The organism is Psychroflexus longus (assembly GCF_020164595.1).
Taxonomy (GTDB): domain Bacteria; phylum Bacteroidota; class Bacteroidia; order Flavobacteriales; family Flavobacteriaceae; genus Psychroflexus; species Psychroflexus longus.
On record NZ_JAIQZE010000001.1, the window covers coordinates 460,443 to 480,321 of the forward strand.

The following is a 19,879-nucleotide window of genomic DNA, read 5'->3' on the forward strand; positions in this document are numbered from 1 at the left end:
GAACTTAAACATATAAGAGTTCTCGACTTTAGTTTATCCTGAGTATGGTTCCAGCTAGAATGGTTCTCGACTTTAGTTTATCTTGAGCAAGCTTCAAGTGATAACGGTTCTCGACTTTGGTTTATCCTGAGCATGGTCGAAGGGCTTGAACTTAAACAAAGAAGGAATGAATGTTTAGACTTTTTGGTTAAGCTCATTGGAGACTTAGTTCAACAGAAGTATCGAGTAGTTTGATGTTAGAGGGTCAGACGAGGTTTCGATACATCCGCCTGAGGCGGATACTCAACCACCGGTTTTTAGTTTGTTATTGAGCTAACCTGCGTAACTTAGAGTGTAGGCTAAACCTGACAGGTTTCGATAAGGCTATTGCTTTCTTTCTTTTTTGCATTGCCCAAAAAAGAACCAAAAAACGCTAGGCTCGCTAAAAAAACATAAGAAAACCCTACGGAATCCCCAGCCACAGATAAAAAATAACTCATCACGCCAAAAAGCGTGACTCAAACCCGCCTGAATGGAACGGGCAGGCAGATTTTTATCTTTTAGCCACCTCTGCTTCCTTGTTTTTCAATGTTTTTTTAGTAGGCCGGGGTTTTATGAGCCGTTTTCATTGGTGCTTCGATACATCCGCCTGAGGCGGACACTCAGCCACCGGTTTTAGTTTTTAGTTCTTCGTTTTTAGTTGATCGTGTATTTGTGTAATTGTATACTGGTATAATTGTGTAGCGAGGTTTCGATACGTCCGCCTGAGGCGGACACTCAGTCAATGGTTTTTAGTTTTTTATTGAGCTAACCTGCGTAACTTAGAATGCAGGTTCAGCCTGACAGGTTTTGATAAGGCTATTGCTTTCATTCTTTTTTTAGTTCACCCCAGTTGTTACTGATTAAGTGTTCATGAATCTCGTTCCTCGATTTCCATCGCTGAAAAAAAGAACCAAAAAAAATCTAGGCTGACTAATAAAACATAAGAAAACCTTACGGAATCCCCAGCCACAGATAAAAAATAACTCATCACGCCAAAAAGCGTGACTCAAACCCGCCTGAATGGAACGGGCAGGCAGATTTTTATCTTTTAGCCACCTCTGCTTCCTTGTTTTTCAATGTTTTTTTAGTAGGCTGGGTTCTATGATCCGTTTTCAATCTGGCTTCGATACATCCGCTTAAAGCGTTCACTCTGCCACCGGTTTTTAGGTTACTTGTCTGGAAAGAAATAACGGATATCTCCTCGAGTGTTTTCATGGAGTAAAACGGAATGAAAAAGTATCGAGAGGTGGTTTGATGTTAGAAGATCTGAGGAGGTTTCGATACAAATTCCACTTTTTCCAAAAAAAGTTAAATCCACTTAACCTGACATGCTTTCAATATTTTTTAGTAGGCCGGGTTTTATTATCCGTTTTCAATGCGGCTTCGATACATCCGCCTGAGGCGGACACTCAGCCACCAGTTTGGATTCTGTTCCAGACACGGAATGATGGTGAACTATTGTGCGGTTTTGTGCAGTATGGTGCAGTCTGGAAATTAAGCTCTTTTTATGCTTCTATGTTTGTGTTGTAATTCTTTAAAAACACAAAATATGAGATAGCAATTTTCGAAAAAAAGAGACAGGATGTGCCAGGATTAATGCCTTTCCTGAGCCATCGATGAATCCCATTTATCAACTCTGCAGATGACCAAGGCAAACATTATTTAAACAATTTAAATTTTATTATTATGGCTAAGTTTGATGGGATATTTGATATCCAAGGGACGTTAAAAGGGATGACCTTTTATAAGTCTAAAGACGGTTCTACACTGATTAGAACCAAAGGCGGAGTTAGCAAACAACGGATCATGAACGATCCAAATTTTGCCAGGACTCGAGAAAATGGTTTGGAGTTTGCTCACAATGCAAAAATGGGGCAGTTGCTTCGCAGAAGCGTCCGTAATTTGCTACAAATCGCTAAGGACAGTCGAGTGAGTTCGAGGCTTTCAGGGCAAATTAGTAAGGTGAAGAATCTAGATACCACTTCTGCCAGGGGTGAACGCAAATTCTGGATTGGTCTCGAAGATCCTAACGGTAAAACACTTCTACAGGGATTTGATTTTAACCTCAACGCTAAATTTGGAAGTATTTTTGGAGCTCAGTATGTCTTTGATCCAGCTACTTCTACGCTGAGTGCTACTGATTTTGTAAGCGGAAATGACGTTGCAGTCCCAGAAGGCTGTACTCATTTTAGCATCCGAGTAGCAGCCAGTCGGATTGATTTTGAGGCTTCAAGCTTTGATACGGAGATTAGTGATGTCTTCAATTTTGCACTATCCATGACCCCTGAAGCTTTATCTATAGCTCCAGAAGCAGTTCCCGTTGGAGATGGATTTTTGTTTCATTTTGTGTTAATTGAGTTTTTCCAGGAACGCAATGGGATGCAGTATCCGCTTAAGAACAATGCGTTTAACTGCCTGAATTTGTTGCAGATTACAGAGTAGATTTTTCGTTCAAGATGGAAACCCCCGTTACGTGATGTGGCGGGGGTTTTTTGTTTTTTTAGTCTTTAACTGTTATTGGTTCTTAGTTGATCGTGTTGTCGTTATCGGTTTTCAGATTTCAGTTTTCAGTTTTCAGTTCTCTGTTGATAGTAGGGTTGTTATCGGTTTTCAGATTTAAGTTGATCGTGTAGTCGTGTAATTGTATAATGGTATAATCGGATAGCGGGGCTTCGATACATCCGCTTGAGGCGGACACTCAGCCAACGGTTTTTAGGTTCCTTGTCTGAAAATAAATAACGTATGTCTCCTCGAGTGTTTTCATGTAGTAAAACGGAATGAAAAAGTATCGAGAGGTGGTTTGATGTTAGAGGGTCAGACGAGGTTTCTGTATGGGTATCATGAAAATCAACAAGCTATTGGGTTTATAGATAAAGATCCTTATCCCGAGGCTTCGGGACATGATGACAACTGATTGATTTATAAATGGAACTTGATAGGTTTTGCAGGATTACCTACAACCTTAGCTCCATCTGGTACATCTTTTAAAATTACAGCGCCAGCACCAATTATACAATTGCTGCCAATTTTAAGATTAGGAATCACTATAGCGCCAGCACCAACATGAGTTCCGTTTCCAATACTCACCCCTCCACAGATGCAGGCTTTTGGAGAGATGTGCACAAAATCTCCAATTTCACAATCATGCTCAACAACAGCCCCAGAATTAATAATACAATGTTTACCAATTTTAGTCGAAGCGTTTATAACCGCCAAAGGCATGACTACACTTCCTTCCAGGATTTCGGTTTCTTCTGAAATTTGTGCAGAACTGTGCACTAAAGCTTTAGAAAATGAGCTTGAAGCCAATTGGTTCACTAGTTGCTCTCGCAGGAGGTTGCTGCCAACACTAATGATTAATGGATACTCATTTAATTTATCCTGATGCACTGAAGGTGACAAGACCTCACGATCTAATAAGGTTGTAACTGAAGTATCATCGTCAAATATGTAAGCCACCTCAACGTCTTTCAAAGTCGATATAATGTCTAAAATGACTTTAGCGTGACCGCTGGCTCCGTATAGATTTATTGTATTCATTTATTAATTGAAATTTACTTTATGCAAGATGCTGAAATAAATTCAGCATGACAAAGATATGGTTCAGCATGACAAGGAAGATCCTGAAACGAGTTGAGGATGACAATGGTTTGGAACAGGATGAGAGATGCTGAAATAAATTCAGCATGACACAATGATTTTTTTGTCACCCTGAATTTATTTCAGGGTCTGTTTCAGTGTCTGTTTCTATTCCCTTCAAATTTCTGAGCGGTGGCCTGCCCACCTTGATTGATGCCTTCGGACTTGATCACTTTTTTCAAGGTCAATATCAGGATCTGTAAGTCAAACATAAAACTTTGCTTGTTGACATAGTCTACGTCTTTTTCAAACTTTCCCTGCCAGGATAAGGCGTTTCTGCCATTGACCTGTGCCCAGCCAGTGATGCCCGGTTTGACTTCATGGCGTTTTCGTTGTTGATCATTGTATAAAGGTAAATATTCTGGCAGTAAAGGTCGTGGTCCGACTAAGCTCATATCGCCTTTCAATACATTAATCAATTGCGGCACTTCATCCAAGGAGGTTTTCCGTACAAACTTACCAACAGCGGTAAGCCGATCTGAATCTGGAAGCAATTGCCCATCCTCACCTCTTTTATCATTCATCGTTTTGAACTTAATGATTTTAAAAATTCGTTCATACTGGCCTGGTCGTTGTTGAAAAAAAAAGGGTTTACCCTGATTGGCTATGGCTAACAAAAGTGTCACGATGATAAAAATCGGACTCAACACTAGTAAGCCGATAAGGGCGGTGAGGAAGTCAAGTAAAGGTTTTATGAGGTTTTGGTACATTTTGGTTAGTGACTAGTTGATATGTAAGATGCTGATCTTGATAGCTGTCGGGACAGGATGACAAGTAAAATAACGCGTGTCACCCTGAACCTGCCTGACTGCGACACGCAGGCAGGCTTGTTTCAGGGTCTAGGTCTGGGTCCTTGCCTAAAGGCTTATACAAATCCTTCCACTCTGGATTATCCTGTTCTATTAAATTTATTTTCCATTGTCGATGCCAATTCTTTAACTGTTTTTCTCTTGCAATAGCATCTTCAATGTACTGAAACTCTTCAAAATAAACCAAGCGTTTTAGTTTGTATTTTGAAGTGAACTGACTGCCCTCTCCTTTTAGATGTCGCTCCATCCTGTCATCTACTCCACCGGTTACGCCGATGTATAAAGTTCCTCTTGGCTTGTTTGTGAGGATATACACAGTATAATTATGATGGCTTCGTTTGGGCATAGAAACATTTAAGATGCTGAAATAAATTCAGCATGACAAAATAAGTTTATTTGTGAGGAGATACACAGTGTAGTTGTGATGGCTTCGTTTGGGCATTATATGTTAGATCCTGAAACGAGTTCAGGATGACAAGTAAATAAAATAACGCGTGTCACCCTGAATTTATTTCAGGGTCTAGTTCAGGTTCAAGACCCAGATCTTTCCCCTTATCTTTCAACAAACATTTATACTCCACCAACAAAGCCTCCCACACCAATTGTTGTTCATATCTTGAGGTAATCATATCTCTGGCGTTGCTTTTTAATTCCTGATATTGGTCGGGATCCTGTACTAATTTTAGCATGGCTTGTTGTAAATCAAGTTGCAAGGCATTGGATGGTGAGGTTCCCGCCTTCGCGGGAACTATAATACCATTTTTGCCGTCTTCTATAATTTCATTACAGCCGTTGATATCACTCACGATACTGGGTAAGCCCATCGCTCCCGCCTGCATGACCACATTGGGAAAGCCTTCGCGGTAACTGGGGAATACCAAGGCATTCGCTATGGCGAAATACGGCCGAACATCCTCCTGAAAGCCTGTGGTGATAATATTGGGGTTGGATTCTATTTCTTTTAAGGTTTCAGGTTGTAAAGGATCGAGTTCGGATTCTAAAGGACCAACCAGTAATAATTTCAAATTTTGAATTTCAAATTTTAAATTTTTAAAAGCAGCAACAAGCTCATTGATCCCTTTGTCTCCGACCAGGCGACCGACGAAAATAAACACAAACTCTTTTTCTTGCATGCCAAGTTGCTGTCGTAAAGCCTGGTTTTGCTGTTGGGTGTAAATTTCTGGATTGAAATGTGAAGTATCGATGCCGTTGGAACTGCCATTAGCAATGACTTTTACTTTCTCTGCTCGAGCATAATTATTTTGAAGTATAAAGTCATATAAGCCCTGACTATTAGGATAAATTCGTGTCGCGTAGGCATAAGTCAATTTCTCGACCGCATCTAAAACTTTACGCTTAATTCCCGAAGCTTCCATGAGTGGCATGCCTGCCACGGTGTGCAAACGAATAGGAACACCAGCTAGATTTGCCGCCAGCATGCCTAAAATTCCAGCTTTGGGCGTATGCGTGTGGACTATGGCAGGTTTCTCTTTCCTAAATAAACGCATGAGCTTAACTAAAGACATCACATCTTTAACTGGTGTGATTTGACGGGTCATCTGGATTTCTTTCACCTTTACTTGTTCGTAAACAGACACTTTTTCCAGTTCTTCTTTGGGTCCTGAAGACACACACAGCACCTCAAAAAATGCACTCATAAACCTGGGCTGACCTTTGATTAAAAACTGAAGGGAAAGTGGCACCGTGGTGAGGCGGAGGAGTTTCATTTTGATTAAATTCTTTTTATAATTTTAGCTGGAATACCCGCAAGTAATACTTTCTCTTCAAAGCCTTTGTTAACAACTGCTCCAGCTGCAATAACTGTTCTTTCAGAAACTCTTACTCCTGCTAAAATTCTTACACCACAAGCTACCCAAACATCATTCTCAATTAATATTTCTTGAAATGATTCTTTATTATATTTAATTGGAGTTTGTAAGTCATTCCAACCATGATTAGTTGAAATAAGTGATGAATTATGGGCAATTGAAACATTATCACCAATTTTAATACCTCCTGCACCTTCAATATAACACATTGGATGTATGCTTACATTATTACCTATAGAAATATTTTTATGATTAAAAATGAACACATTAGGATGTATTGAAACGTTATCGCCTAAATATTTAAATATATTTTTTGCAAAAATATATCTCAAAATAATACCAACCATGCCATTAGTATTTCTAAAAAAATGAAATAAAAATTTATTAAAACTTATTCCAAATATTCTAGAAAAAAACCATAATAGGTTAATTATCTTTTTGTGCTTATTAAATTTTTCTCGTCCTGTCATTTAACCCCTTTCTTTTTTGATAACTCTAAATAAACAAAATATGCAAGACTGAATGGAAAAACTGCTAAAATGATCAAACTTGGAGCATTAATATTGAAAGGATTAACTTTAGCATAAAAACACGAATAAATTAAATGAAAATAATTTTTAAGTAAATCTGTCTTATTGTTTGCTAACCTTATCCTTTCTCTTCTGTAGAAAATAAAAGAATTAGGATTCTTTCTTAACTGATTGAATTTATTTTTAGAAATACCATCTTCTAGATATTCTACTACGCACAGTGGTTCATTAATTAACTTTAATAAATAATTTTGGTCGATAAGTCTATAAATGTAGCCGGGTGCTGGGAATTTTTCTTTTTTTATCGTTGGATATTTATAGTTTCTAATTATATCAGTTTTAAAAATGAATTTTTTATCGCCATATATCTTGTATTTTTTAAAATCTGAAAAACGTAGGAATTCAATATTATCAGGGAACTTACTACCCACAATATTTTTATCAGAATAAATATCCAGACCCACAATACCAGCAATTTTCTTTGAATCAATTTTACTCCATTCATTTAATATTACTTCTACAGCGTCGTTCAAAAAATAATCATCAGAATCTAGGCAAGTATTTAATTCTGTAGTAATCATCGTGTGAGCCCTATTTACAGTTTCTTGTTTACCTTTATTTTCATGGAAATAATAAGTGATATCAATTTTATTATCATCAATCCAGCTTTGTACTAATTCCCTGGTATTATCTGTAGAACCATCGTCTAATACCAACCATCTAAAATTTTGATTGGTCTGTCTCAATAAACTTTGATATAAGTCAGGTAGTCTGTAAGCTCTATTGTATGTTGGAGTATAAACAGTTAACATTTTAAATAAATTCCATGATTAAAGTAAAGGCTAAACTTCCAAAAATTACGTAAATCAACTTTGTTTGATTTTTACTAATTGTATGCTTAATGTCGCTAATAAAAGGAGCGGTTAAAATAATAGGCATTAAAAACCAGGATAAATAAGCAATTCTATTGGTATATGGTGCGTAAATCAATAAAATCCAGATGCCGTTAGCAATTAAGTAGGTTCTAAAAAGAAGTTTATAAAGTGAATTTTGATATTTCTTTTTTAAAATCGCCCAATACCCAATAAAAATAGCAATAGCACTATAAATAATAAAGTCGATTCTAAACTGACCAGAAACTTTATACTTTTGACCTTCATCAGAAAAATAAGTTGATGCTCTTTCATCTTGCACGTAGCTATCACTGCTAAAAATGAGTTCTGCAAAGCTTTCTAGACTGCTTCTGAAAAATAAACTAATAGGTATGCAAAATATCCAAAACAATAAAGCATTTTTCTCTTTTTTTAGGAATAATGAAGACGTCACAAAAGCTAATAAAGGTAGTAGCATAGCTTTGTGAAAACTTACCGATAGAAGCATCATGGCATACATTAGCCATTTTTTTTCAAAAAACATTAAAGCATATAAAAAAATAGCGACAGCTAAGCCGTTTCTAACACCATTAATTCCAAAAGGGAGAAAAGAAAAAGAAACGACATAAGCTATAAATATATATACACCTAAATTTCCAAAGTGTTTTTTAAACATATAGTATGGCAACAAACAATACATCAAAGCACAAACCACATAAAAAACTTTTACGTTTGTAAAAAAAGTAAAGAATTTCATGAACACGTAAAAACCAATATCCTTGGTGAATTCAGTTTTTATGCCATACTTAATAGCCTCGAAAGTTTTAGTATAAGCAATTGTATCACCTAGATATTTTGGTGATGTATTAATATCTCTTAAACCGATAAATAAAACACAACTAGTAAGTATTAAAAAAAAGATGGCATTCTTTTGCTGCGTTATAATATAATCTATCGGCTTCTTAATGAGGACTGGCAAAAGGAAAAATAATAAGATAATACTCAACAGCAAAAAGTAGGCAGGCTTGTAGTACTCTATAGGAATCATCCTAACATTTCTTTTAATTTGTTATTATACTTTACCCAAGAACCCTTTTCTACACATCGTTTTCTTGCTAATTTAGATTGCTCAATTAATATATCTTTATTGTTTATTAAGCTTTCTATCTGTCGGCTTAAACCATAAATATCATCTTGTTCAAACAACCAACCGCCATTATTATGATCGATAGCGTCTGAAATACCACCAGTATTAGTCCCTATAACAGGCGCACCACAAGCCTGAGCTTCCAGAAATACAAGACCAAAGCCTTCTACCGAATTTTGTGTCGAAACATCTTGCGTAAATAAGACAAATACATCTAATTGGTTATAAAATTTAACCAAGCTTTCATCTGGTATGAAACCTTCAAATTCAACATACAGGTGGCATTTAGAATGTTTTATTTTTTCTTTGAGTGTTTCAAGGTAAGGACCTGTACCTCCAATTTTCCAGTTAATTTTTTTTTGAGTCTCAATCGGCAAATTCATTAAAGCTTCTAACACCTGATCAAAGCCTTTAAACTGATGTATACGAGATAAGCTCCCTATAGTAAAATTAGTGTTGTTTAATTTTAAATTTTGAGGCTTAAATTGGTCTATATCTACTCCTAAAGGGAGAGCTACACAATTCGCCGTTTTAGCTAATTGATCTACTAATTTTTTTGTGTAGTTGGAATTAGCAATTACCAATTTAATACGGCTCAAAACTCGCTTTGCAAAAATAGCCTGCCAGATGTATTTTCTAAATTTTGAGTTTCCGGCTTGTAATTCTGCACCATGGGCTAAACTGTACACATTTTTATGACCACTTAATAAAGCTAAAAAAGCCTCTGGATACCATAAGCTACATAGAATTTTGGTTGAGGATGTATCAAAGCTTTTTAATACTTTTAAAGCTTCCATTTCGCATTTCAACCTTTTAGTAGGTAACTCGATTAACCGAAAATTAGACTGTTTAGCAGGAACGTATTCCCCCTTTTTTTTTCGGGTTAAAATCACTATTTCTTTAAAATAGTTTTCTTGTCCAGCAGCTATTTCATAGCATAAACGTGAAATACCGCCTGAAGAAGGAGGAAAGTCGTATGCAAAAATAAATAAAGTATTAATTAAGTTCATTAAGTAATTCTATTTCTTTATGCAGCTTAGTCATGTATGATTCAAAACCATCTCTATATTCAGCGTATTTATTTATGTGGCTTTCAAAATTGATAGTATTATAAAACTTAACATCTTTATTTGAGATGTACTTAAAATTATTAATTTCATCATTTATATTCTCAACTTTATCTGCATAAGCAAAACAAATAATTGATTTTTTATTAATTAATGATAATAAATGAAAGTGATATCTTGTAGCAAACACTTCTTTAGCTTTGGAAATGATTGATGATATTTTATAAAAGTTGCTTGTATACTCGTAGATGTAGTCTACTTTATCAATAAAATATTCTTTTATAAACACTTCGTCATCTATTGTCATTGGTAAAGCGCTTATTTTAGTTATTCCTTTAGAACGATAATAGTTAATTAATAGATTAATGAATTTTAAATAATTTGATTTTTCAACAGGAACGTTTCCTTTCTTTTTCAACCATTCGTTTGCAAGTATAGCAGAATTAATTTCTTTAATATTTAATATAACTTCATCATTATATGATTGTACATCTTTACTAAGCAACTCTTTTATTAAAAAAGCATTGTCTACTCCATTAAAAATATTTTCTAAATTAAATTTTTTCAATCTTAAAAAGCTTTTCGAGTCTCTCGTTATAATTAAACTAGCTTTATTCAGCAACTCAAACACAACTTTATCAGAAGTTAAATAAAACCCTGGCACACCTACACCTAAAAAAACGACCTTTTCATTTAGGCTTAAAAGTTTACTTAACCATTTTATATTATTCTTATTGTTATCATGTAAAATATCACCTCCACAGACAATCACATAATTACTTTTAAATGAAATTATTTTTCTTTTGCTTTGGATATTGACTTTATATCCTTTTTCTAAGAAAAAATGAGAAGCCGCATCACAAAGTATTTTATCACCTGCGTTAGATGTATTGTACGAACCAATAATAGTAATATCATGTTTAATAATATTTCTAATACTTCTAAATCTGTCAATAATTGACTCAATTTTCCTATTAGCTTTTAACCTAAATTTGATCATACTAACTAAAATTTTGCCCAATGTGCTTTAGTGACTTTGTTGTATTTCCTACTATCCTTTAATGTTTCTTTTAAAATAAACAAAGCTTGTTTAAATGGAAATGGTTTTAGCTGACCTATATTTAAAAGCTTCTGTGCCAATTTTAAACCTAAAAATTTGTACATAAAGCTATTGTAAGTTGATTTTGAAAAATTCCGTTTTACAAATAGAATACGATTCCTATAGGTGTTATATAGCATTTTAGCAGACGTATGGTCATGTGATCTACCTACCTTATGGTAGATTATTGATTTAGGCGCATATATTAATTTAAACCCATTTCTTTGTGCTCGTAATGAAAATTCCCATTCTTCTGAGCCAAAAAAGTAGGCTTCAGGAAGTAACCCGATATTTTTAAATACTTCTGCTTTTACTAATGCTAAGCAGCAGGTTATAAAACCAACTTCATTAACACTGTCTATGTTAGCATGATTTTCTCGTCTTCGAATCCCTCGGTAAGTTTTCTGACATATATAACCGCCAGCATCCCAAATGGATTTTCTGTCATCATTAAATAAAGTTTTTCCTCCAACAATTCCTACTTTAGTGTCTTTTCTGGCTATGCTTATCATTTCTGACAGAAAAGAGTCAGTTACAATAGTATCGTTATTTAAAAGTAACACATACTCAAACCCTTGCTTTAGTGCTTCATTTATTCCCACATTACATCCCCCAGAAAAGCCTAAGTTTTCTTTTGATGTCAAAAAGCTTACCTTATTTACTTCTTGAAAGTTATTATTCAATCGAGTTAAAGAATCATCTTGAGATGCATTGTCTACTATATAAATTTGATAATTTGATTCATTTGACTCTAAAATACTCTCAACACATTCAAAGGTGTCCTGGTAAGAGTTAAAATTGAGAAGAATGATGGCTGTTTTCAATTGAAAAGATGTTTTAAATTATTTAATCTCAGTTTAATTAAATACTTAGCTTCTATATAAAATGCATTAAAATAGGTCATAAATTGTCGGCTTACTAATTTATACGCAAAGTGTAATTTACTATCGTAAAATTCATAACGAGCATTAGCTAAGGAGATTTCATAAGTAATAATCTTATTTAAATAATTAAATTTCAGATGCTTAGACTTATTTAGATCCAACTTCCTTTGCATAAAAGTATCTATTCTATGAGCGATTAGTTTTCGTCTTTCTTTAAGTCCCTTAATAGAAATTAAAGAATTAGATGATATCCCAACATTAACACGATATTTTACTAACTTTTCTTTTATAAATTCGATTTCACCAATTAATACTGCTCTAAAACCATATATCTGGTCTTCGTATGTATTTTCAAATGTAATTGGCCCAAAATACTGAGGTAATACCTTACGAACTGCTCCTGTAGCTCCAATATATAAACCTGTTGATTTAGTTACATTCTCAATTTCATATTTGGTTCCTAAAGGAGGTGAACCTTTGCCTATGTCTGAACCATTTTCAGTTATTTCTGTTACTTCTGAATGGACGAGAAGTGCTTTAGGATTATCAACAAATTTAGATACTAGTTTTTGGGTACGGTTGGGTATTGAAATATCATCACCTGCTGCAAAAACAAGTATTTCGCCTTTCATGATAGAAGTAATGTAGTTAACATGTTGAATTAATCCTTGATTGATATTGTTTTGTCTTACAATTACTTTATGTAAGCCATCGTATTCTGAAATAATTTCTCGAATAATCTCAAAGGTATTGTCAGTTGAGGAATCATCTGATATAATAATTTCAAGTGGCTTATAAGTTTGAGACAAAGCCCCTTTTATGGCTTCTCGAATATATTTTTCTTGATTGTAAGCTAATAATGCAAATGTTACTAATGGTTTTTCTTTCATGAAAAAATCAAATATGCCAGATCTTTTTAGGTCTGTTTAATACTAGTCTTGGTTTTACAGGTTTTAAAATTCAATGAACAATAAATCCATTAAGAGATCCTTAAACACATTAATAATCGAAAAAATCAATAGCAAATTTCAATCGATTAGAAGCATAATCTAAATCTGATTTTTCCATATCATCAACATAATAATTCATTTTCTTTGGATCTATAGATATATTTCCTGAATATTTAGTTTGATCTAATTCTAAAAACTTACTAAGTTCCTTTTTTTTAAACTCAAAAGCCAAATCTTCAAGCTTTACAAAGAGATAATTATTACAAGACTTATACTCTTGATGAATATCAATTAGGCGTTTATAGAGTTCTGATAGCAAATCGCAACGCTGTTTCAAATTACTTGGCGCCCAAACCATGCGTTCCATGGAGTGAACTACTCCAACTGGATGTCTCATGACATGTATATATTTTCCATTAGGAAAAAGCTTCTGAAGAAAATTTATATTTAAGATATTTGAAGGTGTATCTTCACACCAAATTTTAGCATTACTTTCCTGTTCTAAAACGTCTGTAAATATATCTAGAATAAAAGCTTTAAGGTATTGCAAAAGTTCATCTTTCTCTCTAAAGTATTTTGGAATATAAATGGTTTCCTTTGATGTTTCCCTTTCTATAGAATTATCTAAAACAGATAATCTCTCTCCTATTGCCAAGTAACTTAGTTTACTTAAAACACGATTTAATGGCGAAAGTGTTCTTCGAAAATGGTGTTTGTAGACAAATTTATCATTAGAGTGAAAATCCAAGCCTTCAAATGTTCCTAAAGATAAATTAGAGATTAAAACTTTTGTAGCTTTTTTCAAAGTCGAACTTTTAATTAAACCGCTACGATTCCAACCCAAATAAGGTGCTTTATAAGGGTTTGACATTTGTTTCAATACTTTTTCTTCAAAAGCTCTTATTGCAATTCTTCCTTGATCAATGGAATAGTTATTTGACAAGGCTTCATATAAATCAATTAATCCATTTTTGTCAACAATAAATCGGCTTTCCACTGGAATTTTCACACCCTGCTCATTACTTCCTATAAATTGAGATAAAATAGTGGTCCCACTCCTTCCGGTTCCTCCAATAAAAATTGGAGTTAAGTTCTCGTATTTATGCATCTTGAGTTTTAAAACGGTTCTAAAATAGATTGTATTTTCTTTATTGAATCTTTACCTAATCCTACCCATAAGGGTAAGCTAATCATGGTTCTAGCTAATTCCTCCGCAATGGGAAAATCGCCTTCTTTATAGCCTAAATGTTTATAAGCATTTTGGAGATGTGGTGGAATGGGATAATGAATTAGCGTCCCTATGCCATTATTGTTTAAATGAGCCTGTAACTCATCGCGCTTTTGGGTTCTCACTACATAAAGGTGATAGACGTGATCTGCGTTATTAGCAACTTGTGGTAATATTAAATTCGTATCTTTTAGTTGCTTATTATACATTTCAGCTATTTGTTGTCGCTCTTGTGTCCATTGGTCAAGGTATTGTAATTTAACTGATAGAAAAGCCGCTTGTAATTCATCTAAACGTCTGTTGAGGCCAATGTATTCATTATGATACTTTTTCTGGCTACCATAATTTCTAAGGGTTTTTATTTTTTCGGCAACTTCTTCATCATCTGTGGTTATGGCTCCTGCATCACCAAGCGCACCAAGGTTTTTTCCCGGGTAGAAACTTACCCCATTGACGTGTCCAAAACTTCCTGTTAGTTTCCCCTTATAACTAGACCCATGGGCTTGCGCATTGTCTTCTACCACAACTAAGTTATAAGCTTCAGCCAGCTTCATGATGTGATCCATCTCACAGGCCTGCCCATACAGATGCACCGGCATGATTGCCTTTGTCTTTTTGGTAATCTTCTCTTCTATCAACTCAGGATTAATGTTATAAGTCTCTAGTCGCGGTTCAACAAAAACTGGCGTGGCTCCAACGGCTGTAACGGCTAGCACTGTGGCGATATAGGTGTTGGATGGCACAATGACTTCATCGCCCTTACCAACACCAAGAGCTTCCAAGGCAAGAATCAAAGCATCCAGCCCATTGCTTACACCTACACTGTACCTGGTTTGATTGTATTTCGCGTAGCTAGCTTCAAAAGTGTGAAGTTTTTCGCCCATGACATACCAATAGCTTTCATACACCTCATTAAAAGCTTGCTGCATTTCAGAGCGGATTTGCTCGTGCATGGGTTGAAAATTGAGAAAAGGTATTTTTTTCATTAGGCTTTACTTAGGGATTGGTTTTGTTCTATCCAAATTTGACCTTGATTATCCTCAAATTTAAAATCTTTTATTTTTTTCATCTGGGTACCGTTTTCTGATAGCCAACCTATTAGTCTTGAGGGATTGCCTACTACTAATGCACGGTCAGGAATATCCTTAGTCACTACACTTCCAGCACCTACCATAGCGTATTTACCTATATTTAATCCTCCTAAAATTGTGGCGTTTGCACCGATAGACGCCTTTTCTTGAATTTGCGTTTGTAGAAACTGATCTGGATACTGTTTGGATCTCGGAAGCTTATCATTAACAAAGGTCACGTTCGGCCCTATAAATACGTCGTTACTAATTCTCAATCCGTCCCAGATTTGAACTCCTGGTTTTATAGTCACTCGATCGCCTATAATAACATCATTTTCAATAAACACATGACAATTAATATTACAATGATCGCCAATCACCGCATTTTTTAATACGATTGAAAATTGCCAGACACTCGTGTTTTGGCCGATATTCTCAGCTTGTACCTCCGCTAATTTATGTATCATTTTTATAACTTATAAAATCTTGATAACCTCTGATGTAATCTTTTTCATCATACGTATGCGAAGCTAAAACCAAACAAATCGCTCCAGATGAAAAATTATTGATTTCACGCCAAAGTCCAGCGGGAAAGTAAAGACCTTTGTTTGGTCTGTTGAGGGAAAAAGTTTCTTTCTTAGTTCCGTCATCAACCACAATATCAAAACTACCTGAAACAGCTACAATAAGCTGTTGTAATTCTTTGTGAGCATGTCCCCCTCTTTCTTCTCCACTTGGCACATCGTATAAATAATAAACCCGTTTAACTTCAAAAGGGACTTCTCTATTGTTTTCCACCACCGAGATATGCCCTCGTCGGTCTCCAATCTGGTCAATTTTAATCAACTTACAATCGTCTACAGTTGTTGGTTTCATTATAAGTCATTTATATTTCTGATATAATCTTGAGTATCAAATTTATGACTGGACAGATGTAAAGATACGGCATTGGTAGAATGGTTTTCTATATGTCGCCAGGTTTTGGGCGGGATATAAATGGCGTTATAAGAGCGATTGAGTTGGAGTGTTTCTTTATCTCCATTCTTGTGAGTTATGATCACATCAAAACTCCCAGATAAGGCAATAATAATCTCTTCCTGTTGGTGATAAGCATGTCCTCCTCTTTGTTGTCCACCAGGCACATCGTAAGTCCAAAACACACGTTCCACCTTAAAAGGGATGTGCGATATCTCCTGAAGAAACGTCAGATTACCTCGATCATCTTCGATTTTAGGGAGGTTTAATTGTTTTACTTCTTTAAGCATTTTTTATTTTAAAATTATTAGCAGCTTAATTATTTGCTCATAAGGTATTTTGAGTATGAAATAATATTTTTTTTAAAGAGTAAAATATAACCTATAAATACAATAGAAAAAAGAATTGCTTTTAGAATCAAGGCAAAAACATCTAATAAATCTAAGCTTTGAAACGTAAATAAAATTATTAATGTTCCCAAAAGAATAATCGCCAGATCTTTAAAAATAAGTGATAAGAATTGATTCAAATTTATATCAAATAAAGGTTTAATTATGAATGTATATATTGGAAAAATTATAATTATAGTTTGAATTAAGATACCAACTGAAATTCCTAAAATCCCCCAATAACTTCCTATATAAATCGTTATTAAATTCATTGGTAACATAATTAAATTATTATAAAACCCCCATTTAGCTTTACCACTTGCTAACATGGCTTGTCCAAAAAAAGATTGCATCGTCCTAAAGATAAAAACCAAAGCTAAGATTTGTAAAACATAATAACTTTCTGACCATTCATCGCCTAAAAAAAGTCTTGTGATTTCTGGTGCAACTAAAGCTATTCCAATAAGAATTGGAATTCTAATAGCATTTAATAACTCTAATATTTTTTTAAACATTTGAGTGACTCTTAATTTATCCTCATGCACTTTTGCCATCAATGGATAAGTCACCTTTTGAATGATCGGAGACAGTAATCTTATAGGTTGCTGAACAATACGTTTAAAAACATCATAGACACCTAATTCTCCAACACCAATAAATTTTCCAATTAAAATTGAATCTAGTTGTGTGTTTAAAAAACTTACTAAAAAAGATCCCGTTCTAAATGAACCAAAATTAAGAAAGTATTTTACTTCTTTTAAATTAAAGTATAATCTTGGAATATGTGCTTTTAAGCCTGTTATAAGTAATAATATAGACTTTACTCCCGTTCGCGCCAATGTTCCCCAAACCAAGGCATAAACACCATAACCTAAATAAGCCATACTTAAAGTAACACTTAAATAAACTGTAAACGCAATAATATCTAAGCTTGCCATCAGTTTAAAACGAAGTTCTTTCTGCAACAAAGCTTGATATTGTGCACTTAAACCCGAAAATAAAAAGCTAAAACTAACTAAGCCTAGGAGTTTGGGGAGCTCAGCTTCTTCATAAAAATCACCAATAAACCCCTTACTAGCATTGATTACCAAAAAAACAAGTAATGCTAAAAAAATATTTACCCAATATAAAGTAGATAGCTGTTTCTTATTGATTTCCTGTTTCTGGATGATGGCTTGGCTTATGCCTATGTCAACAAATTCAGCAGAAAAACCAACAACTATGTTCACTAAAGCAAAAAGTCCAAAGTCCTCTTTACCTAATATATTGGTTAAAACTAATATTAACACAAAGCTGCCCCCAGCTGTGAATATAGAAGATAAACCAGTCCATTTTACGCCACTTACAGCTTCTTTTTTATAGCTATTCTTCAAGATTTACTTCCTATCATAATCATCTTCTAGCCTTACAATATCGTCTTCCCCAAAATACGTCCCCAGTTGAACTTCGATAAACAGACAGTCTTTAGTTTTAGAGGGGTTTTCAATTCTGTGTTTTATGCCCTGAGGAATTTTTATCACCTCTCCGGGGTTGTAATCTTGAGTTTTACCGTCTAAGGTAATTCTTCCTGTTCCACTTACAATGGTCCAGACTTCAGAACGCTTGTGATGGTATTGGTAGGAGAGTCTGCCTTTGGGTTTTATCTTAATTCGCTTTACTTTATGCGTTGCCGAGTCTTCTAACACAAAATATTCTCCCCAGGGTCTGATGTCGTGTTCCATGTTTTTAATTTTTTTTCCATTTCGATAAACAGTAAACTGGCAACGCTCAACTTTTTCACTTCCGCAAAAAACTGATATCACTTTACTGCAGTATTACTTTTCCCGAGGCTAAACAATTGAAACCCGATTTTTGTCAAATTTTTGAGGTCTAGAATACCTCGTCCATCAAATACAAAAGCAGGCTTCATCATATTCTCATATACCTTTTGCCAGTAGTAAGCAGCAAACTCGTCCCATTCTGTCAGTATGGCTACGGCATGGGCCTCTTTCATGGCTTCATAAGGATTACTGACTACAGTGATGCGTTTATGGATAGCTTCCGGATCCAGTGTTCCCAGATTTTCCAGGTCGGTTATGATTTGTGCTTTCTTGACCTTGGGATCGTAAATGCTGATGTTGGCCTGTTCCTGGAGTAATTTTTCAGCCACGTAAATGGCTGCAGACTCCCTGGTATCATTGGTGTCTTTTTTAAATGCCCAGCCCAGAAACGCAATTTTTTTGTCAGCTACCGTATTATACAGCGTTTTTACGATTTTTCGGGCAAAGCGGTGCTTTTGGTAGTCGTTCATAAGGATGACCTGCTCCCAGTAGTCGGCGACTTCCTGCAGACCCAGCGAACTTGCGATATACACTAAATTAAGTATGTCTTTTTGGAAACAGGAGCCTCCAAAGCCCACCGAGGCTTTCAGAAATTTGGATCCGATACGGCTGTCCATGCCAATAGAGCGGCTTACCTCGGAGACGTCTGCTCCAGTGACTTCACAGAGCTCTGAAATTGCATTGATGGACGATACCCGTTGTGCTAAAAAGGCGTTAGCCACCAATTTGGATAATTCTGAAGACCAGACGTTGGTCGTCAAAATGCGCTCCTGTGGCAACCAACTGGCATAAATATTGACCAGCTGCTGCATGGCTTCCCGTCCTTCTTCAGTATCATCACCGCCTATAAGCACGCGATCGGCATTTTGCAAATCCTGTATGGCCGTTCCTTCTGCAAGAAACTCAGGATTGGAGAGAATCTGGTAACTGACTCCGTTACCCGTATTGTGGAGTATGCTTTTTAAAGCCTCTGCGGTTTTAACAGGTAGTGTTGATTTCTCAACGATGATCTTATCATCTTTAGCCACCCGCGCAATTTGTCGGGCACACAGTTCGATATACTTCAGGTCAGCCGCTTTGCCTTTCCCTTCTCCGTAGGTTTTGGTGGGAGTATTGACCGAAATAAATATCATATCGGCTTTATCTATCGCTTCATCTACTTCTGTAGAAAAGAAAAGATTCCTGCCGCGTGCTTCTTTCACCACCTCAGCCAGTCCCGGCTCGTAGATGGGTAAATTATCTAGATTGTCATCATTCCAGGCGTTGATTCGGGCTTCATTAAGATCTACGCAGGTCACTTTTATATGTGGATTCTTTTGTGCAATGACTGACATGGTTGGCCCCCCAACGTAACCAGCTCCTATGCAACAGATGTTTGTTATGTTTTTCAATTTTTTATTTGTTTATGGTTGACAGTTTTCAGTGGCTAGTGATTTGTGACTGGTGATTAGTAACTGATTATTTTTTTAGTTTTGAGTTTAATGTTATCTCTTAAATTGAAGCTTTCATTACTTTTTGTAGCTCACCCGCGACTTTATTGTTTTAAGTGT

At 35.3% G+C, this 19,879-nt stretch carries 21 protein-coding genes; 1 reads left to right on the forward strand and 20 read right to left on the reverse strand.

Annotated elements, in window-relative coordinates; translation table 11 throughout:
* Positions 1-1,062 precede the first annotated feature (1,062 nt).
* Entirely contained in the window at positions 1,063-1,236 is a 174-nt protein-coding gene (locus LB452_RS02095; RefSeq protein ID WP_224460064.1) for a hypothetical protein, read from the reverse strand.
* A gap of 471 nt (positions 1,237-1,707) precedes the next feature.
* On the opposite strand from LB452_RS02095, the gene LB452_RS02100 reads away from it, so the two are divergent.
* Positions 1,708-2,463 carry a hypothetical protein gene (locus LB452_RS02100; protein WP_224460065.1) on the forward strand — a complete coding sequence of 252 codons (756 nt, stop codon included), beginning with the start codon at positions 1,708-1,710 and terminating at the stop codon, positions 2,461-2,463.
* 477 nt (positions 2,464-2,940) lie between these two features.
* Here LB452_RS02100 and LB452_RS02105 read toward each other — a convergent pair whose 3' ends face one another.
* From LB452_RS02105 to LB452_RS02195, 19 genes are all read right to left on the reverse strand, one after another.
* The gene (locus tag LB452_RS02105) at positions 2,941-3,561 is read right to left on the reverse strand and encodes an acetyltransferase (protein ID WP_224460066.1); all 621 of its coding nucleotides are present in this window, start codon (positions 3,559-3,561) and stop codon (positions 2,941-2,943) included.
* Between the two features lie 194 nt (positions 3,562-3,755).
* On the reverse strand, positions 3,756-4,370 hold the full coding sequence (locus tag LB452_RS02110) for a sugar transferase (RefSeq protein WP_224460067.1): 615 nt from the start codon (positions 4,368-4,370) through the stop codon (positions 3,756-3,758).
* Between the two features lie 79 nt (positions 4,371-4,449).
* Positions 4,450-4,815 carry a GIY-YIG nuclease family protein gene (locus LB452_RS02115; protein WP_224460068.1) on the reverse strand — a complete coding sequence of 122 codons (366 nt, stop codon included), beginning with the start codon at positions 4,813-4,815 and terminating at the stop codon, positions 4,450-4,452.
* 151 nt (positions 4,816-4,966) lie between these two features.
* Positions 4,967-6,196 (reverse strand): glycosyltransferase family 4 protein, encoded by a 1,230-nt coding sequence (locus tag LB452_RS02120; protein ID WP_224460069.1) that lies wholly within the window; start codon positions 6,194-6,196, stop codon positions 4,967-4,969.
* A gap of 5 nt (positions 6,197-6,201) precedes the next feature.
* The gene (locus LB452_RS02125; RefSeq protein WP_224460070.1) at positions 6,202-6,768 is read right to left on the reverse strand and encodes an acyltransferase; all 567 of its coding nucleotides are present in this window, start codon (positions 6,766-6,768) and stop codon (positions 6,202-6,204) included.
* On the reverse strand, positions 6,765-7,640 hold the full coding sequence (locus tag LB452_RS02130; protein WP_224460071.1) for a glycosyltransferase family 2 protein: 876 nt from the start codon (positions 7,638-7,640) through the stop codon (positions 6,765-6,767). The genes LB452_RS02125 and LB452_RS02130 overlap by 4 nt, the downstream gene beginning before the upstream one ends.
* Before the next feature lies 1 nt (position 7,641).
* Positions 7,642-8,748, reverse strand: coding sequence for an EpsG family protein (locus tag LB452_RS02135; RefSeq protein WP_224460072.1), 1,107 nt, complete (start codon positions 8,746-8,748; stop codon positions 7,642-7,644).
* Entirely contained in the window at positions 8,745-9,857 is a 1,113-nt protein-coding gene (locus LB452_RS02140) for a glycosyltransferase family 4 protein (RefSeq protein WP_224460073.1), read from the reverse strand. Before LB452_RS02140 ends, LB452_RS02135 begins: the two co-directional genes overlap by 4 nt.
* Positions 9,844-10,914 (reverse strand): polysaccharide pyruvyl transferase family protein, encoded by a 1,071-nt coding sequence (locus LB452_RS02145; RefSeq protein WP_224460074.1) that lies wholly within the window; start codon positions 10,912-10,914, stop codon positions 9,844-9,846. Before LB452_RS02145 ends, LB452_RS02140 begins: the two co-directional genes overlap by 14 nt.
* 5 nt (positions 10,915-10,919) lie before the next feature.
* Positions 10,920-11,837, reverse strand: a complete 918-nt coding sequence (locus LB452_RS02150) for a glycosyltransferase family 2 protein (protein WP_224460075.1) — start codon at positions 11,835-11,837, stop codon at positions 10,920-10,922.
* Complete coding sequence (locus LB452_RS02155; protein ID WP_224460076.1) at positions 11,834-12,787, reverse strand: glycosyltransferase; 954 nt, start codon at positions 12,785-12,787, stop codon at positions 11,834-11,836. Before LB452_RS02155 ends, LB452_RS02150 begins: the two co-directional genes overlap by 4 nt.
* Positions 12,788-12,896: 109 nt before the next feature.
* Positions 12,897-13,955: a sulfotransferase gene (locus LB452_RS02160; protein ID WP_224460077.1), complete on the reverse strand. Its 1,059-nt coding sequence runs from the start codon at positions 13,953-13,955 to the stop codon at positions 12,897-12,899.
* An 8-nt stretch (positions 13,956-13,963) separates the two neighbouring features.
* Positions 13,964-15,061: a DegT/DnrJ/EryC1/StrS family aminotransferase gene (locus LB452_RS02165; RefSeq protein ID WP_224460078.1), complete on the reverse strand. Its 1,098-nt coding sequence runs from the start codon at positions 15,059-15,061 to the stop codon at positions 13,964-13,966.
* Positions 15,061-15,612: an acyltransferase gene (locus LB452_RS02170; protein WP_224460079.1), complete on the reverse strand. Its 552-nt coding sequence runs from the start codon at positions 15,610-15,612 to the stop codon at positions 15,061-15,063. Before LB452_RS02170 ends, LB452_RS02165 begins: the two co-directional genes overlap by 1 nt.
* A complete protein-coding gene (locus tag LB452_RS02175; protein WP_224460080.1) occupies positions 15,602-16,021 on the reverse strand; it encodes a sugar 3,4-ketoisomerase in 420 nt (139 codons plus the stop codon). Before LB452_RS02175 ends, LB452_RS02170 begins: the two co-directional genes overlap by 11 nt.
* On the reverse strand, positions 16,021-16,410 hold the full coding sequence (locus LB452_RS02180) for a sugar 3,4-ketoisomerase (protein WP_224460081.1): 390 nt from the start codon (positions 16,408-16,410) through the stop codon (positions 16,021-16,023). The genes LB452_RS02175 and LB452_RS02180 overlap by 1 nt, the downstream gene beginning before the upstream one ends.
* A gap of 29 nt (positions 16,411-16,439) precedes the next feature.
* A complete protein-coding gene (locus tag LB452_RS02185; RefSeq protein WP_224460082.1) occupies positions 16,440-17,882 on the reverse strand; it encodes an MOP flippase family protein in 1,443 nt (480 codons plus the stop codon).
* Between the two features lie 3 nt (positions 17,883-17,885).
* Positions 17,886-18,230 carry a phosphomannose isomerase type II C-terminal cupin domain gene (locus LB452_RS02190; RefSeq protein ID WP_407692597.1) on the reverse strand — a complete coding sequence of 115 codons (345 nt, stop codon included), beginning with the start codon at positions 18,228-18,230 and terminating at the stop codon, positions 17,886-17,888.
* A gap of 77 nt (positions 18,231-18,307) precedes the next feature.
* Positions 18,308-19,720, reverse strand: coding sequence for a UDP-glucose 6-dehydrogenase (locus LB452_RS02195; RefSeq protein ID WP_224460084.1), 1,413 nt, complete (start codon positions 19,718-19,720; stop codon positions 18,308-18,310).
* Positions 19,721-19,879 lie beyond the last annotated feature (159 nt).

Bases quoted from the DNA above. Each gene is read 5' to 3' on its own strand.
- LB452_RS02095 (WP_224460064.1), bottom strand. From the start codon at position 1,236: ATGAAAACACTCGAGGAGATATCCGTTATTTCTTTCCAGACAAGTAAC.
- LB452_RS02100 (WP_224460065.1), top strand. From the start codon at position 1,708: ATGGCTAAGTTTGATGGGATATTTGATATCCAAGGGACGTTAAAAGGG.
- LB452_RS02105 (WP_224460066.1), bottom strand. From the start codon at position 3,561: ATGAATACAATAAATCTATACGGAGCCAGCGGTCACGCTAAAGTCATT.
- LB452_RS02110 (WP_224460067.1), bottom strand. From the start codon at position 4,370: ATGTACCAAAACCTCATAAAACCTTTACTTGACTTCCTCACCGCCCTT.
- LB452_RS02115 (WP_224460068.1), bottom strand. From the start codon at position 4,815: ATGCCCAAACGAAGCCATCATAATTATACTGTGTATATCCTCACAAAC.
- LB452_RS02120 (WP_224460069.1), bottom strand. From the start codon at position 6,196: ATGAAACTCCTCCGCCTCACCACGGTGCCACTTTCCCTTCAGTTTTTA.
- LB452_RS02125 (WP_224460070.1), bottom strand. From the start codon at position 6,768: ATGACAGGACGAGAAAAATTTAATAAGCACAAAAAGATAATTAACCTA.
- LB452_RS02130 (WP_224460071.1), bottom strand. From the start codon at position 7,640: ATGTTAACTGTTTATACTCCAACATACAATAGAGCTTACAGACTACCT.
- LB452_RS02135 (WP_224460072.1), bottom strand. From the start codon at position 8,748: ATGATTCCTATAGAGTACTACAAGCCTGCCTACTTTTTGCTGTTGAGT.
- LB452_RS02140 (WP_224460073.1), bottom strand. From the start codon at position 9,857: ATGAACTTAATTAATACTTTATTTATTTTTGCATACGACTTTCCTCCT.
- LB452_RS02145 (WP_224460074.1), bottom strand. From the start codon at position 10,914: ATGATCAAATTTAGGTTAAAAGCTAATAGGAAAATTGAGTCAATTATT.
- LB452_RS02155 (WP_224460076.1), bottom strand. From the start codon at position 12,787: ATGAAAGAAAAACCATTAGTAACATTTGCATTATTAGCTTACAATCAA.
- LB452_RS02160 (WP_224460077.1), bottom strand. From the start codon at position 13,955: ATGCATAAATACGAGAACTTAACTCCAATTTTTATTGGAGGAACCGGA.
- LB452_RS02165 (WP_224460078.1), bottom strand. From the start codon at position 15,061: ATGAAAAAAATACCTTTTCTCAATTTTCAACCCATGCACGAGCAAATC.
- LB452_RS02170 (WP_224460079.1), bottom strand. From the start codon at position 15,612: ATGATACATAAATTAGCGGAGGTACAAGCTGAGAATATCGGCCAAAAC.
- LB452_RS02175 (WP_224460080.1), bottom strand. From the start codon at position 16,021: ATGAAACCAACAACTGTAGACGATTGTAAGTTGATTAAAATTGACCAG.
- LB452_RS02180 (WP_224460081.1), bottom strand. From the start codon at position 16,410: ATGCTTAAAGAAGTAAAACAATTAAACCTCCCTAAAATCGAAGATGAT.
- LB452_RS02190 (WP_407692597.1), bottom strand. From the start codon at position 18,230: ATGGAACACGACATCAGACCCTGGGGAGAATATTTTGTGTTAGAAGAC.